Genomic DNA, 15,229 nt, shown 5'->3' with positions numbered 1-15,229 from the left:
TCAGGTGTAGCGATAGCGCCAAAGCAGGCGGAGAACGCGCAATGCCCGAAACGATGTTATTGGTCCAGATGGCCCTGTTCTTGCTGGTGGTCGGGGCCTTTGCCGGGGTTCTGGCCGGGCTTTTGGGCGTCGGTGGCGGGATCGTGCTTGTGCCTGCCTTTTTCTATGTCTTCTCGGTTCTGGGTTTCGATAGCCCGCAGCTGATGCAGATATGCCTTGCGACATCGCTGGCCACGATCATCGTCACATCGGTGCGGTCTTTGCTGGCGCATCATCGCAAGGGTGCCGTTGATTGGGCTATCCTGAAAAGCTGGGCTCCCGGTATTGCCATTGGCGCGGTGATCGGCGTCATGGTCGCCGCGTCTTTGCGATCGGGGACGTTGCAGGTGGTCTTTGCGACACTGGCCGCGACCGTGGCGATCTACATCACCTTTGGCAAAAGCCATTGGCGGCTAGGTCCGGTGATGCCCGGCGGCATTCTGCGCGCGGTGCTGTCACCGGTGATCGGTTTTCTGTCGGTGCTGATGGGGATCGGGGGCGGATCTTTCGGGGTGCCGATCATGACCCTGTTCAACGTGCCGATCCACCGCGCGGTGGCGACAGCGGCAGGGTTCGGCGTGATCATCGCCACACCCTCTGTCGCAGCGTTTATGCTCATCGACATCGCGGTTGCCCCGCCTTTTACCATCGGCGCGGTCAACCTTGTGGCTTTCGTGCTGGTCATCGCGATGACGTTGATCACGGCGCCCTGGGGGGCGGCCCTTGCGCACCGGACCGATCCAATCCGCCTGAAACGGGTCTTTGGGGCGTTCCTGATCCTTGTGGCGCTGAACATGCTGCGCAAGGCTGTCGGCTGGTGATACAAACGCTGCACGATGACGGTTTTGCCGTTCTGCCGCATGATCCGGCGCTCGCGCGCTGGGCCGTTGCGGCCAATGCGGCCTGCGACCAGATGCTGCAACGCGGCCCGCTGCTGCGCCATGGCGGGACTTGGTGCGTGGGTGTCGATGCGCTGGACAATGGCCCCGACGGGGCGGTTGAGGGTGTGCCGCTGGCGGGCGCGTGGCGCGATCTGGTGCCTGTGCCGGACCATTGGCACCGCGCGCAGCTGTCGGTGGTCTTTCCGGGCTATCCCGCGCAGGACGCAGGCGAGACCGACGCTGCCCATGCCTTTCGCGTCAACCGCTGTGCTGCGCATGTTGACGGATTGCACGCCGAAGGCACGCCGCAACGCCGGCATCTGCGCGAAGCGCATACCTTCATTCTTGGGCTGCCGCTGAACCCCAGTATGGCCAGCCCCTTGGTCGTCTGGCCGGGCAGCCACACCGTCATGCGCGCGACCTTTGCCGCCTGTTTTGACGGGGTGCCGCCGACGCATTGGGGCGACATTGATGTTGCCGCCGCCTATCAAGACGCGCGGCGCCGCGTGTTTGCCAGCTGTCCGCAAGTGGCGGTGACAGCGCTGCCCGGGCAGGTTGTCATGCTTGACCGGCACCTGTTGCACGGGGTGGCACCTTGGGATGCATCAATCACCGATCAATGCCGCAAGCTCGCCTATTTCCGCCCGCTGGGGGCTGTTGCGGACTGGCTGTCGCCGTCTTTCCGGCGCGCCTTGTAATCATTCAGCGATTTGCCTGCCTCGGCCACGAACAGGCTGGGTAGCACCCGCAGGGCGGTGATCTGATCGACACGGATCACATCGAAATCGCGCCGTTTTTCGCACCAGACCACGCAGGTCCACAGCCGCCCCCAGTATTCCAGCTGCAACGGCCGCACCGTCCGGTCTTCGCCCTGCAAGGTCAGTGCGAGTTTCTGGCGCGTGCGCACGGCTTGGCGCAGGCGGGGCAGATGCTGGAACCCGCGCGCGGCATCCGCAAAAGGATAGATCGCAAAGCCATGCGCAGGCGCGCTGGCGGGATTTTCGGGCATCACGGCGTCCAGCTTTGCCAGCAGCTGGCGCGCGGCCTGCGCAAGATCGGGATCCTCGGCCGCCCCCACGGCGGACAGGCCCAGATGCAGCGCCTCGACCTCGGTCAGGGTCAGGTTCAGCGGGGGCAGGGTGATCGCGGCGGTCACGCGATAACCGATCCCGCGTTCTCCCGAAATTGGCACGCCAGAGGCGGCCAGCGTTTCCATGTCCCGGTAAATACTGCGCAAGGACACGCCCACCGCCGCCGCAAGGTCTTGGGCGCGGTGCAGGCTGCCATCGCGCAGGATCTGGACCAGCTGCATCAATCTATCGGCGCGGCGCATGGATGTCCTTTCAGCGCGATCGTTGTGCCAGTATTCTGGCAACTGACAGTTATTTGGCACAAAGTGGAAATAGATCATAGAAAATAGGGTGCTTAGGGCATCATTTTTTTGGAATGATCTCTTTCCTTGGCTCTTGGATAGGCATAGAAACCATCATCTGTGACAAGGGCGCATCCCGCCAGAGGAGAGAGACATGCTCAATAATATCGGCCTTCCGGGCCTTATCCTGATCGCGGTTGTCGTGCTGGTCCTGTTCGGGCGCGGCAAGATTTCCAGCCTGATGGGCGAAGTTGGCAAAGGCATCACCGCATTCAAGCGTGGCGTCGATGACAGCAAGAAAGAACTTGACGATAACCTTGCCGAACCACGCGATGTGACCCCCGAAGACCAAAAAGCCAAAGACAAAGTCTGAACAACACCCCGAAGGGATAGCCAGCCATGTTTGGTCTCGGCATGAGCGAAATGGTGCTGATCGGCATCGTGGCCTTGATTGTGATCGGGCCAAAGGATCTACCGGGCATGTTCCGGGCCTTGGGCCAGTTTACTGGCAAGGCCCGTGGCATGGCGCGTGAATTTTCCCGCGCGATGGAAGCGGCGGCAGATGAATCTGGGATCAAGGACGTCAGCAAGACGATCCGCGCAGCGTCTGACCCCAAGAAATTCGGCGTTGATGCGCTGAAGGACGCGACCAGCTTTACCAAGGGTCCAGCGACGCAGGAACTGGCCGCGCAGCGCAAGGCGGCCAAGGCCAAAGCCGATGAGCTGGCCAAGACCACGCAGGAAAATGCCGCGCGCGCGGCGGTCAAGACGGCTCCAGCAAAGACGCCGGCGCCAAAGCCCGAAGCCCCGGCAGCTGTGGCAGACACACCAAAGGACAAGGCATGAGCAAGTCTGACGAGATCGAAGACAGCTCTGCCCCGCTGATCGAACATCTGGCTGAATTACGCACCCGGCTGATCCGGTCGGTGCTGGCGTTTATCGTTGGCATGATCATCAGCTTTACGGTCTGGAACCCGCTGTTCAACTTTCTGACGCTGCCGCTCTGCGATGCGCTGGCCGCGCGTGACCAATCCTGCGATCTGCAATTCATCGCCCTGGAAGAAGGTTTCTTTGTCGCGATTTCAATCTCGCTTTTGGGCGGGCTGATTATCGGTTTTCCGATCATTTCCTACCAATTGTGGCGCTTTGTGGCACCCGGCCTTTACAAAAGCGAACAGGGGGCGTTTTTTCCGTTTCTGGTCGCCTCGCCTTTCATGTTCTTTCTGGGGGCGGCCTTTGCCTATTACGTCATCACGCCGCTGGCCTTTGGGTTTTTCCTTGGGTTTCAGCAACCCGGCACCGTGATGTCGGGCACTGATGGCAGCACACAGGCGGCGGGTATCCTGTTTCAGGGGTCGGCCAAGGCTTATTTGAGCCTGACAATCAAATTCATCGTGGCATTCGGCCTGTGTTTCCAGCTGCCCGTGCTGCTGACGCTGATGGGCAAGGCGGGGCTGGTATCGGCCCGCGGCCTGCGCGGCACGCGCAAATATGCTGTCGTCGGCATCTTGATCGTTGCCGCCCTTGCCACGCCACCGGATGTGATTTCGCAGGTGATCCTGTTTGTCGTGGTCTATGGCCTTTACGAAGTGTCGATCCAGCTGGTCGCGCGGGTAGAGCGCAAGCGCGAGGCGAAACTGCGCGCCGAAGGTCTGTGGGATGATGACCTGCATGGCGATGGCGCGATGGATGATGAGCCAAAGTCATGAATAAAGACACTTTGAAACGCATCGCACGCGCATTGGAGCGGATGCATCCTGCCCCGCAGAAAGCGCCCGATTTCGCCGCCGCCTCGGCCTTTGTCTGGCATACGCAGCCTGACCGTCTCGAACCCGTCGGCCGGATCAACCGGATCGATGTGTCCTTGCTGGTGGGCGTCAACCGGTCGCGTGATACGCTGTTGGCCAATACCCAGCGCTTTGCGGCGGGGATGCCTGCGAATAACGCGCTGCTTTGGGGTGCGCGGGGCATGGGAAAATCAAGCCTTGTCAAGGCGATCCACGGCGCTGTTCAGGCGGAACATCCCGCGCTGAAGCTGGTCGAGGTCCAGCGCGAGGATCTGCCCAGCATCACCCGCTGTCTGAACCTGCTGCGCAGCTCGGATGCGCGGTTCATCCTGTTTTGTGATGACCTGTCGTTTGGCCATGACGATGCGCATTACAAATCGCTCAAGGCGGTGCTGGATGGCGGGATCGAAGGGCGGCCAGACAATGTGGTGCTTTATGCGACCTCGAACCGGCGCCACCTGATGCCGCGCGACATGATTGAAAACGAACGCTCCAGCGCGATTTCACCCTCCGAGGCGGTCGAGGAAAAAGTATCTCTGTCGGATCGTTTCGGGCTTTGGCTGGGGTTTCATCCCTGCGATCAGGACGATTATCTGGCGATGATCCGGGGCTATTGCGATGCTTTCGGCGTGACCATCGACGATGTGACATTGCGCGCCGAGGCGATCGAATGGCAGGCCACACGCGGCAGCCGGTCAGGCCGCGTGGCCTGGCAATATTTCACCGATCTGGCAGGACGGCAGGGCGTGCGTTTGCCGTAAGGTGGATCTTGATCCACCTTACCTAGGGCAGGAAATCCATCGGATCGACGCTTTGCAGCCCGCGCCGCACCTCGAAATGCAAAAAGCTGGGGTTGCCAGCGCGCACCTTGCCGATGACCTGTCCGCGGCTGATGCTCGCATCCTTCTGGACGGTCAGATTGTCCATCTGCGTATAGACCGTCAGCAAACCATCGGCATGCCGTATCACCACGATGGACCCGCCCGATGTATCTGTTGTGACGGCAGCCACACTGCCCGCGTCGGCGGCGCGCACATCGGTGCCTGCAGGGACGCCGAAATCGACGCCTTCATTGGTGCCGGGCGCATAGGCGCGGATGATGCTGCCTTGTACGGGCGCAGCCAGCCGGCTGGCGCTGGCGGCCGCAGGTGCAGGTGCAGGCGTGCCGGTGTCGGGTGTCTGCGGTGCGGCGACAGGGGCTGTCGCTGCCGGCAACGGTCGGGCTGCACTCGGTGGTACGGGGGTTTCGCTGCCTGCGCCCGGCGCCGTCACAACAGCGGCTGGCGCACGCTGTGGGGTGGCACCGCCTTGCGGGATCAGCAGGTACTGGCCTTCGCGGATGGTGAATTCCGAATTCAGCCCGTTCCACTCTGCAATCGCAGTGACCGGCACATTGTAAAGCCGCGAGATCGAGAAAGCCGTTTCCCCGCGCACGACCTGATGGCGGATCGGTTCTGCACCGATGGCGGCTGTGGCGGGCGCGACAGCGGCGGGCGGTGCTGCCTGGTCAGCGGGGGGCAGTGCGGTTGCGGTGATTTGACCGCCTTCAGCGTCCGCACGGTCCAGCGCCGATGTCGCCACCGCGGCCACATCAAAGGGCTGCTGCGCTGCGGGCGCATCTGGGGCGATGGCGCCGTCTGGCAAGCGGCTCGGCAAGGCCACGATCTCGTCACGGCGCAGGATCGTATCAGGCTCGATTCCGTTATATTGCGCCAGCATGTTGGCATCCAGACCCAGCCGGATCGCAATGCCACGGATCGTATCGTCCTGCTGGGCCACCACAACCTGATAGGTGGGATAAGAAATCACGCCGCGGTCATCCGGGCGGGGGCGCTTGGGCAGATCCTGAACGGCACTTGCGGTGCTGAACCCGTTGCCCAGATCGCGCATATCAGGATCAAATCCTTCGCAGCCCGCAAGAGCAGCCAATGCAACGCTGGTCAGCAATAGGGTTCTGATGGTGCTTTGCCCTTGGGCCATTCTACCGCTCCTTGTGCTGGGCCGTCCCTTGTTGCCTGGACGGTACCTTATTTTGTGGCAGTTTACTCTTGTCCGAGCCCTTCTAGCAAGGGCACAAACCGGACAGCGCGCAATTCGTCATATTCATAGCCAGTGTCAAGCCGGGTCACGCGGATCAGGCTTTGCACGGCGTCTGATTGTCCGACAGGCAGCACCATGATCCCGCCCACGCGCAATTGCGCCAGCAAAGGCCCCGGCGGGTCTTCAGCGGCGGCAGTGAGCAGAATCCTGTCAAACGGCGCCTGATCAGGCAGGCCATGGCTGCCATCGGCGGTAAAGGTGATGATATTGGCGATCTGTTGATCAGCAAAGATCTGGCGCGCCTTTTCGGCCAAGCTGCGATAGCGGTCGATCGTATACACCCTGCGCGCAAGCTTGCTCAGGATTGCGGCCTGATAGCCGGACCCTGTCCCGATCTCCAGCACCTTGTCGCGCGGATTGACCTGCAAAGCCTGCGTCATCAACCCTACGACGGAGGGCTGCGATATGGTCTGGCCACAGGCGATGGGCAGGGGCATGTCTTCATAGGCGCGGTCCGCGAAAATGCCCCGCACGAATGCCGCGCGGTCCACCTGTTCCATCGCGGTCAGCACGCGGGTATCGGTGACACCCTTGCTGCGCAGCGCATAAAGGAACTGCATCTTAGTATCCGCGTCAAAGCTCACGCCAGCGCCTCTTGCAGCAGGGGTAGCATGGCGCGGTCAGTCAGGTCCGCGCGCATCGGGGTGACGGAAATATAGCCATCCAGATTGACGGCGGCATCGGTGCCGGGGTCTGTTGGCACATCCTGCGCGCCGCCGCGCACCCAAAGAAAACGCCGCCCACTGGGCGAGGTTTGCGCCTCGGCGGAAAAATGCGTGCCGCGCCGGAACCCTTGGGCGGCGGCGCGCATGCCTTTAACATCCGCACCGGCAACAGGCGGGAAATTCACGTTATAGAACAGCCGGTAATCGGCCTCATCCCACAGATCGCGCGCCATCAACCGGCGCACGACATCCGCGCCATGCTGTATCGCTGCATCGAACGGATCATCCAGATCGCGGTTGGCAGGGCCGAAGTATTGCGACAGCGCGATGGCGGGAATGCCTTGCAACGCGGCTTCCATCGCACCGCCGATCGTGCCGGAATATAGCGTGTTTTCCGCAGCATTATTGCCCCGGTTCACCCCTGACAGCACCAGATCGGGCCGCGCGTCGTGCATGACGTCGTAAAGCCCCGCGATCACGCAATCGGCCGGCGATCCTTCGGCGGCAAAGCGGCGAGGGGCTAGTTCGGCGATCATCGTAGGATGGGTATAGCTGATGCAATGGCCGACGCCCGATTGCTCGAACGCGGGGGCGACGGTCCAGACTTCGCCCGTTGGTCCTGCGATATCCTGTGCGATGCGGGTCAGCACCTGTAGGCCGGGGGCGTTGATGCCATCGTCATTGGTGATCAAAATACGCATGCGCTGCCCTTTGCTGTTGGCAAATACCTAGGCCAGCAGCCCTGCGGCGGCAAGCCGCGCAAGGCGTGCCTGCCTCCCACGTCCGCCTTTGTGGCGCAAAGGACCCAGAGGTCGGGTCAGTCAGCCAGTATCTGGGGCAAAAGCCGTGCGGCCTCTGCGGTCGGCTCGGTCAGGGTGCTGCGATCCTCGCCGGGATAGAACCGCGCACGGGTGGCGGTCGGCATCGGCGCGGGGGTGAGGATCTGCACGCGCGGGCCGGTCTTGACCGTTTCCGCCTGCCAGCTGCGCGCCAGGGCGATCTGTGCGGCCTTGGTTGCGCCATAAGCGCCAAAAAACTGCTGCCCGCCGCGCGGATCGTCAAAGAACACGGCCTTCCCGGTCTGGCCCAGCAAGGGGCTGACATAGGCGATCAGTCGGGCGGTGGCCTCGACGTTGATCGTCATGGATTTGGTCAGGTCCTTGGGGCCGATATGCCCCGCAGGGGCCAATGGGGCGGCATGAACGGCGGTGTGCAGCCACATATCAAGCTTGCCCCAGCGGTCGAATATCCCCCGGCACAGCTGCTGCATGGCGGCATCAACGGTGATATCCATCGGCGCCAGCGTTGCGGCCCCGCCAGCGGCCTGCACCGCATCGTCGAGTTCTTCCAGCGCGCCCACGGTTTTCGCCACGGCGATGATGTGATTGGTCGGCGCCAATTGGCGGGCAAGAGCCGCGCCCAAACCGCGCGATGCGCCGGTGATCAATACAATCTGTGTCATGGCGCGTCTGTCCAACGAACGCAGCCCCGCGTCAAGAGGGATCAGTGCCGCGCTATTGCGCTGCCGTCTTGGTCTGGAACCCGTCTTCGATCATGTCGGACGGCGCAACGGGGTATTCGCCGGAAAAACATGCATCACAATAGGCAGGCGATGCCGGATCGCGCCCGTTTGGCTGGCCCACAGCGCGGTACAACCCGTCAAGCGAGATGAATTTCAGACTATCCACCCCGATATGCACGCGCATTTCTTCTTCACTCATGGTCGCGGCCAGCAATTTGTCGCGCTGCGGCGTGTCCACCCCGTAAAAACAGGGCCAGGCCGTGGGCGGGCTGGCGATGCGGAAATGCACCTCGGCGGCACCCGCATCAAGGATCATGTCCTTGATTTTCTGGCTGGTGGTGCCGCGCACCACACTGTCATCGACCAGAATGATCCGCTTGCCGCGCACCAACGCGCGGTTGACGTTCAGTTTCAGCCGCACGCCCATGTTGCGGATCTGTTCAGAGGGTTCGATGAAGGTCCGGCCCATATACTGGTTGCGGATGATCCCCATCGCATAGGGAATGCCCGATTGCAGGCTGTAGCCAATCGCCGCAGGCGTGCCACTGTCTGGCACAGGACAGACCAGATCGGCGTCAACCGGGGCTTCTTTGGCCAGTTCGCGGCCGATGTTTTCGCGGGTTTCATAGACCGACCGGTCCCCGAGGATCGAATCAGGCCGGCTGAAATAGACATGTTCAAAAATGCAAAACCGCGATTTCGCACGGCGAAATGGGAAATGGCTTTGCACACCTTTGTCGCTGATCACAACCATTTCGCCCGGTGCGATGTCGCGGATGAATTCGGCCCCGATGATATCAAGCGCGCAGGTCTCTGACGACAGCACCCAGCCGTCGCCCAATTGCCCCAGCACCAGCGGGCGCACGCCCAAAGGATCGCGGCAGCCGATCAGCTTGGTGCGGGTCATGGCGACGATGGAAAACGCGCCTTCGACCTTGCGCAACGCCTCTTCCATCCGGTCGGGGATATTGCGGCCCATGGACCGGGCCATCAAATGGATGATACATTCGCTGTCCGACGAGCTTTGAAAGATCGACCCTCGTTCGATCAATTCCTTACGCAGCGCGCGCGCATTGGTGAGATTGCCATTATGCGCAATGGCGGCACCGCCCATGGAAAATTCGCCAAAGAACGGCTGCACGTCGCGGATCGCGGTCTGGCCTTTCGATCCGGCGGTAGAATAGCGCACATGCCCGATCCCGATCGTGCCGGGCAGGGTTTCCATGACTTTCTGGTTGGTGAAATTATCGCGCACCAGCCCCATGCGGCGGGCCTGATTGAAACCGGTTGCGGGGTCATGCGTGACGATGCCACCCGCCTCTTGGCCGCGATGTTGCAGCGCATGCAACCCAAGGGCCACAAAGTTTGACGCATCGGTGATGCCGACGACGCCAAACACGCCACATTCCTCGTGCAGCTTGTCGTCGTCAAAGGGATGGGCGGGAAGGTCTTTGCAAGACAATGGGCTGCTCCGAATCCGTGGGAGGGCGATTTGCCTCTACTTAGTCGCTGGCGGCGCGGGTGTCACGAAACGATCATGAAGATCTGTATCAAAGCGTGCCATGAACCAAAAAAGCCACCGCAAAGTTGCGATGGCTTTGATCGGTGACCCGAATCTTGCGCTTATTCGGTGACGGGGGCAGGGGCTGTGATCGGGGTGATCTCGGTTGCGGGTGCGCCGCAATTGCCGACCAGATCCTGATATTGCTGGGTGATCCAGCCAAGCGCCTGTTCGGGGTTTTGTGCCTCGATCCGCGCGGTGAGCTGGGCAAAGATATCAGCCGACCGGCTGTCGTCGATCATGCCAATCGCTTGGGTCGCAAAGATTGTGTCATAGACAAAGAACGCGACCGCGACCAACAGTATGCCGCGCAACACGCCAAAGAAAAACCCAAGCCCCTGATCGATTCCACCAATTGCGGATCGCTGCACAACGCTGGAGAACAGCGGCGTAAAGATCGACACGACCACCAGCGCCAGCGCAAAGACCGCTGCAAAGGCCGCGATGATCGCAAGTTCGCAGCTGTCGCCGATGAAATCGCCGACGATCGGGATTTGCCGCACCAGCGGTTCGACCTGTGGCGCAAAGGTAAAGGCGATGACAGCCGCACCGATCCAGCCCAAAATCGCCATGGTTTCGCGTACAAGACCACGGCTGTAGGCCAGCACCCCCGAAAGCAATATGATGATTGCCACGCCTGCGTCGACGAGTGTGAAACCGTCCATGCTTCGTCTTCTCCTACCATTGGCGCATTACCGCGCGCCGAATACGTCTTCTACAAATGCGGCCAAATCATGGGCTTGACGCAGATTTATCCCCTTGACCGCGACCTGCTTGGCCTGTTGCGGGGTGATCGCAGAGGTAAAACCAAGTTTCTCGGCCTCTTTCAATCTATTTTCGGTCTGCACCACCGGGCGCAGCGCGCCTGACAGGCTGATTTCCCCGAAAATCACGGCATCCGACGGCACTGCCGCATCCTCGCGCGCGGACACAAGGGCGGCGGCAACTGCAAGGTCGGCGGCCGGTTCTGAAATCCGCAACCCCCCTGCGACGTTCAGGTAAACGTCCAATCCGGTGAACGGCACGCCGCAGCGCGATTCCAGCACAGCAAGGATCATCGCCAACCGCCCGCCATCCCAACCGACGACCGACCGGCGCGGCTGGCTATGGGGTGAGGGCGCGACAAGCGCCTGTATCTCGCACAGCATCGGGCGGGTGCCTTCGATGCCCGCGAACACGACCGACCCCGGGGCAGGCGCGCCGCGTTCGGACAAAAACAGCGCCGACGGGTTCTTGACCTCGGCCAGCCCCTTGCCGGTCATCTCGAACACGCCGATTTCATCGGCGGGGCCAAAGCGGTTTTTCACCGCGCGCAGGATGCGGAACTGGTGGCCACGTTCGCCTTCGAAGTAAAGCACGGTATCGACCATATGTTCCACGACGCGCGGGCCTGCGATGCTGCCGTCCTTGGTGACATGGCCGACCATGACGACCGACATGCCGTTGCGTTTGGCGAATGTCGTCAGCTCATGCGCCGATGCGCGGACCTGAGACACGCTGCCCGGCGCGCTGTCGACATGATCGGCCCACATGGTCTGGATGGAATCGATAATCGCCAGATCGGGCTTTTCCGCCTCCAGCGTGGTCAGGATGTCGCGCAGATTGGTTTCGGCGGCCAGCCGGACAGGGCTTTTTTCCAGCCCCAGACGGCGCGCGCGCATCTGGACCTGTGCGGTCGATTCCTCGCCCGAAATATAGATCACCTTCAGACCGTTGCGCGCGAACCGGGCGGCCGCCTGCAACAGCAGCGTGGATTTGCCGATCCCCGGATCGCCGCCCACCAGCAGGGCCGAGGCCTTGACCAGCCCGCCGCCCAGCACGCGGTCAAGTTCTGCCACACCGGCCTGTGTGCGGGGTGGTTCGGGTTCATGCGTGTCCAGATCAATCAGCGGGATCGGCTTGCCGCGCAGGGCACCCAAGGATTTGCCCTTGGGTCCGCTGGCCAAAGCCTTGTTTTCGCTGATTGTATTCCATGATTGACAGGCATCGCATTGCCCCGACCATTTGGAATAGGCGGCACCGCATTCAGAACAGGTAAAGGACAGGTCTTTTGCCATGCTCAGCTTTTGGCCTGATCAGGGCTTGCATGCAAGCGATCCCGCGCCGTCAGCCCCGAGATCAGGATCGACGCCAGAACACAGGCGGTGAACAGATAGAGCCCCCAAGCGGTTTCCACCCGCCCCCATCCCATGCTTTTGAACACCACGATATAAAGCGCGATCAAGAACACATCCGCCATCGCCAGCTTGCCCAGCCAGCCCAGCAAAGGCAGGCTGCGGTCCGCCAGCAGGCCAAAATGGACCAAGGCCAGCAAGATCGTTTTGAGATAGGGCAAGAACAGAGCCAGCGCGGTGACCACCAGCGCCAGCACCACATCGCTGCCCCAAAGCGATTGCAACCCCGTGATGACCGAGATTTCAGACAGGCTGAACAAGGGCAACAAGCCCGCGCGCATCAGCGGCGCGAACCAGGCGACAGGAAACAGGATCAGCAGCGACAGGTTGGCGATGACCAGCGCTTGGCGCATTCACTTGCCATAGATCCGGCGGGTATAGCGCCCGCCCAGCTGCGTCAGCAATTCATAGCCGATGGTGCCCGCGCGGCGGGCGACATCATCGACGGTTTGTTCCGCACAGATCAGCGACAGCGCCTTGGGGTCTTCGGGCAGGTCGGTCACATCGACGGTCATCAGGTCCATCGACACACGGCCCACCAGTTTGCAGGGCGTCTTGCCATGATAGAAAATCGCGCGGTCCGACAGCGACCGGATGATGCCGTCGGCATAGCCGCCCGATATCGTGGCGATGCGCGACGCGCGTTCCGCCTGCCAGCTGTTGCCGTAACCCACAACCTCGCCCTGTGCGACATCGCGAATCTGGACCACGGGGAATTCCAGTGCGATGGCGGGCGTGCCTTGGGCGTAAGGTTCCGCCCCATATAGCCCGATCCCCGGACGGGTCAGATCAAAATGATAATCCGGCCCCAGCAGGATACCGCCCGTCGCGGACAAGGACCGTGGCACGCCGATCCCGTCCGTCATCATGTGGAAATTGGCCAGCTGATGCGGGTTCATCGGATGGTCGGGTTCATCGGCACAGGCCAGATGGCTCATCACCAAAGTCGGGTTCTGGTCCAGCGCCAGCCCGGCAATCGCCGCCCATTCCTGCATTTCCAGCCCCAGCCGGTTCATGCCGGTATCAAGCTGGATGCCGAACGGATGGCCGGGCAGGGTTTCGAAATGATGCGTCACCTGTTCCACGGAATTGAGCATGGGCGTCAGGTTCAGATCGCGGATCGCGGGGGTGTCGCCTTTCATATGGCCAGAAAAGACGTTGATTTCAGGGCGCGGGCCCAGTTCGGCACGAATGGGTGCGGCCTCTTCGGCGACGGCGACGAAAAACTGGCGCACGCCTGCCTTGAACAGCGCCTTGGCGATATTAACCGACCCCAGCCCGTAACCATCCGCCTTGATCACGGCGGCGGTTTTGCAATTTGTCATTGCGTCCAGCGCGCGCCAATTGGCGACGACGGCGTCAAGGTCGATGGTCAGGCGTCCGGTGCTCATAAGCGTCCTTTTGGCAGGGGCAGGCGGGGGCGGCAAGGGCGGATGAAGGTGCAGCCCCTAGAACTGCTGATCGCCGCCTTGCTGCCAGGGTTTGACAAGATTGCCAAAGCGGGTGAACTTGCCTTCAAAGCTCAGCTCCACCGTGCCGATGGGGCCGTGGCGCTGTTTGCCGATCACGACCTCGGCCCTGCCATGCAGGCGTTCCATCTCTTCTTGCCAGGCGGCCATCTTTTCCATCTCGTGATCGCCGGGCTTTTCGCGTTCCTTGTAATATTCCTCGCGGAACACGAACATCACGACGTCGGCGTCCTGCTCGATCGATCCGGATTCGCGCAGGTCGGACAATTGCGGGCGCTTGTCCTCGCGGCTTTCGACCTGACGCGACAGCTGCGACAGGGCGATCACGGGGATGTTCAATTCCTTGGCGATAGCTTTCAGGCCCATCGTGATTTCGGAAATCTCGTTCACGCGGTTTTCCGACCGGCCGGTGCCGCGTACCAGTTGCAGGTAATCCACCATCAGCACATCCAGACCGTGGGTGCGTTTCAGGCGCCGCGCGCGCGCCGCCAGCTGTGCGATGGGCAGGGCAGGCGTGTCGTCAATGAACAAGGGGCAAGCTTCGAGCGATTTGGCAGCATCGACGAAACGGCGGAATTCGGTTTCGGTCATGTCACCACGGCGGATCTGTTCAGACGGCACTTCGGCGGCTTCCGACAGGATCCGCGCGGCGAGCTGTTCGGCGCTCATCTCAAGCGAATAAAATCCGACCACACCGCCATCGACTGCCCCTTCGGTACCATCTGGCAGGATGCCCTTCTTGTAAGCCTTGGCAATGTTGAATGCGATATTGGTCGCAAGCGAGGTTTTGCCCATCGACGGACGCCCCGCAAGGATCAGAAGGTCGGATTTGTGCAAACCGCCCAGCTTCTTGTCCAGATCGATCAGCCCGGTCGAGACGCCCGCCATACCACCATCGCGCTGATAGGCCGCATTGGCCATATTCACCGCATCGGTGACGGCGCGCAGGAATGATTGGAACCCCTGATCGGTGGTGCCCTGTTCGGCCAGCGCATAAAGCGCCTGTTCTGCTTCGACGATCTGGTCTTTGGGTTCGCTATCCACATCGACCTTGGCGGCCTTGTCGGCAATATTGCGGCCCACCTGAATCAATTCGCGGCGCACCGCCAGATCATAGATCATCTGGGCATAATCGCGTGCGGCAAAGGCCGAAATCGCAGCCCCCGCCAGACGCGCCAGATAGGCCGGCCCGCCCAATTCCTTCAGCCCCTCGTCATCTTCCAGAAAGGTCTTGAGCGTGACAGGGCTGGCCAGCGCATTCTTGGAAATTCGCGTGGCGGCGGTTTCGAAAATACGCGCATGAACGGGGTCATAGAAATGTTTTGGCCCGATGATCGCCGCGACCCTGTCAAAAATATCGTTATTGGTCAGGATCGCGCCCAAAAGCTGTTGTTCAGCCTCGATGGAATGGGGCATCAGATCGACGCTGGCATCTGTCGTGCCGGACGCGTTGAAGGTCGCTATTTCGTTCATCACTTACCTCGCATGTCGCAATGTCATAGCAGGCCTTGGTACAGAGTTCACCTTGTATAACTTTGTTGACACCCGGCGGGATAAGGCGGTGCATAACGCCGATGACTGCAACCCGCCTACCAGATGCGGCAGGCGCAGCAAGCTGGTCAACCAGATATCGGGCGCGCGCGATTCTTCCGCGCCCGC

General features: G+C 61.4%; 17 protein-coding genes. 6 read left to right on the top strand and 11 right to left on the bottom strand.

The genetic code is table 11. The features are described 5' to 3' along the window. Positions 1-41 precede the first annotated feature (41 nt). Both ACPF9B_RS07715 and ACPF9B_RS07710 read left to right on the top strand, forming a co-directional pair. Positions 42-860 carry a sulfite exporter TauE/SafE family protein gene (locus ACPF9B_RS07715; RefSeq protein WP_007204463.1) on the top strand — a complete coding sequence of 273 codons (819 nt, stop codon included), beginning with the start codon at positions 42-44 and terminating at the stop codon, positions 858-860. Beyond that, positions 857-1,618, top strand: a complete 762-nt coding sequence (locus ACPF9B_RS07710; protein ID WP_424176501.1) for a hypothetical protein — start codon at positions 857-859, stop codon at positions 1,616-1,618. Before ACPF9B_RS07715 ends, ACPF9B_RS07710 begins: the two co-directional genes overlap by 4 nt. Here ACPF9B_RS07710 and ACPF9B_RS07705 read toward each other — a convergent pair. Then, positions 1,555-2,253, bottom strand: coding sequence for a helix-turn-helix transcriptional regulator (locus ACPF9B_RS07705; protein WP_424176499.1), 699 nt, complete (start codon positions 2,251-2,253; stop codon positions 1,555-1,557). The genes ACPF9B_RS07710 and ACPF9B_RS07705 overlap by 64 nt on opposite strands. A gap of 193 nt (positions 2,254-2,446) precedes the next feature. Here ACPF9B_RS07705 and ACPF9B_RS07700 point away from each other — a divergent pair, with 193 nt between their 5' ends. The 4 genes from ACPF9B_RS07700 to ACPF9B_RS07685 are packed head-to-tail and all read left to right on the top strand — an operon-like array spanning position 2,447 to position 4,840. Continuing rightward, positions 2,447-2,665: a twin-arginine translocase TatA/TatE family subunit gene (locus ACPF9B_RS07700; protein ID WP_007204466.1), complete on the top strand. Its 219-nt coding sequence runs from the start codon at positions 2,447-2,449 to the stop codon at positions 2,663-2,665. A 26-nt stretch (positions 2,666-2,691) separates the two neighbouring features. Then, complete coding sequence (gene tatB, locus ACPF9B_RS07695; protein ID WP_040482759.1) at positions 2,692-3,138, top strand: Sec-independent protein translocase protein TatB; 447 nt, start codon at positions 2,692-2,694, stop codon at positions 3,136-3,138. Beyond that, on the top strand, positions 3,135-4,001 hold the full coding sequence (gene tatC / locus ACPF9B_RS07690; protein WP_007204468.1) for a twin-arginine translocase subunit TatC: 867 nt from the start codon (positions 3,135-3,137) through the stop codon (positions 3,999-4,001). The genes tatB and tatC overlap by 4 nt, the downstream gene beginning before the upstream one ends. Further along, the gene (locus ACPF9B_RS07685) at positions 3,998-4,840 is read left to right on the top strand and encodes an ATP-binding protein (protein WP_424176496.1); all 843 of its coding nucleotides are present in this window, start codon (positions 3,998-4,000) and stop codon (positions 4,838-4,840) included. The genes tatC and ACPF9B_RS07685 overlap by 4 nt, the downstream gene beginning before the upstream one ends. 22 nt (positions 4,841-4,862) lie before the next feature. On the opposite strand, the gene ACPF9B_RS07680 is transcribed toward ACPF9B_RS07685, so the two are convergent. The 10 genes from ACPF9B_RS07680 to ACPF9B_RS07635 all read right to left on the bottom strand — a co-directional run bounded on the left by ACPF9B_RS07680 (position 4,863) and on the right by ACPF9B_RS07635 (position 15,043). Continuing rightward, complete coding sequence (locus tag ACPF9B_RS07680; RefSeq protein WP_424176494.1) at positions 4,863-6,059, bottom strand: peptidoglycan DD-metalloendopeptidase family protein; 1,197 nt, start codon at positions 6,057-6,059, stop codon at positions 4,863-4,865. A 62-nt stretch (positions 6,060-6,121) separates the two neighbouring features. Next, entirely contained in the window at positions 6,122-6,763 is a 642-nt protein-coding gene (locus ACPF9B_RS07675; protein ID WP_007204471.1) for a protein-L-isoaspartate(D-aspartate) O-methyltransferase, read from the bottom strand. Beyond that, complete coding sequence (gene surE, locus ACPF9B_RS07670; RefSeq protein ID WP_424176491.1) at positions 6,760-7,545, bottom strand: 5'/3'-nucleotidase SurE; 786 nt, start codon at positions 7,543-7,545, stop codon at positions 6,760-6,762. Before surE ends, ACPF9B_RS07675 begins: the two co-directional genes overlap by 4 nt. A gap of 116 nt (positions 7,546-7,661) precedes the next feature. Next, positions 7,662-8,306, bottom strand: a complete 645-nt coding sequence (locus ACPF9B_RS07665; RefSeq protein WP_424176489.1) for an SDR family NAD(P)-dependent oxidoreductase — start codon at positions 8,304-8,306, stop codon at positions 7,662-7,664. Between the two features lie 52 nt (positions 8,307-8,358). Next, complete coding sequence (gene purF / locus ACPF9B_RS07660; protein WP_424176487.1) at positions 8,359-9,828, bottom strand: amidophosphoribosyltransferase; 1,470 nt, start codon at positions 9,826-9,828, stop codon at positions 8,359-8,361. Between the two features lie 161 nt (positions 9,829-9,989). Next, complete coding sequence (locus ACPF9B_RS07655) at positions 9,990-10,592, bottom strand: CvpA family protein (protein WP_213396187.1); 603 nt, start codon at positions 10,590-10,592, stop codon at positions 9,990-9,992. A gap of 27 nt (positions 10,593-10,619) precedes the next feature. Continuing rightward, positions 10,620-11,984 (bottom strand): DNA repair protein RadA, encoded by a 1,365-nt coding sequence (gene radA / locus ACPF9B_RS07650; protein WP_007204476.1) that lies wholly within the window; start codon positions 11,982-11,984, stop codon positions 10,620-10,622. Between the two features lie 2 nt (positions 11,985-11,986). Then, entirely contained in the window at positions 11,987-12,454 is a 468-nt protein-coding gene (locus ACPF9B_RS07645) for a paraquat-inducible protein A (RefSeq protein WP_213396185.1), read from the bottom strand. Then, a complete protein-coding gene (gene alr / locus ACPF9B_RS07640; RefSeq protein ID WP_424176484.1) occupies positions 12,455-13,492 on the bottom strand; it encodes an alanine racemase in 1,038 nt (345 codons plus the stop codon). Positions 13,493-13,549: 57 nt separating this feature from the next. Continuing rightward, the gene (locus tag ACPF9B_RS07635; protein WP_007204479.1) at positions 13,550-15,043 is read right to left on the bottom strand and encodes a replicative DNA helicase; all 1,494 of its coding nucleotides are present in this window, start codon (positions 15,041-15,043) and stop codon (positions 13,550-13,552) included. Positions 15,044-15,229 lie beyond the last annotated feature (186 nt).

This window comes from Yoonia sp. TsM2_T14_4 (assembly GCF_049602355.1).
GTDB lineage: Bacteria > Pseudomonadota > Alphaproteobacteria > Rhodobacterales > Rhodobacteraceae > Yoonia > Yoonia vestfoldensis_A.
This window is presented reverse-complemented; position numbering and strand designations above follow the sequence as displayed.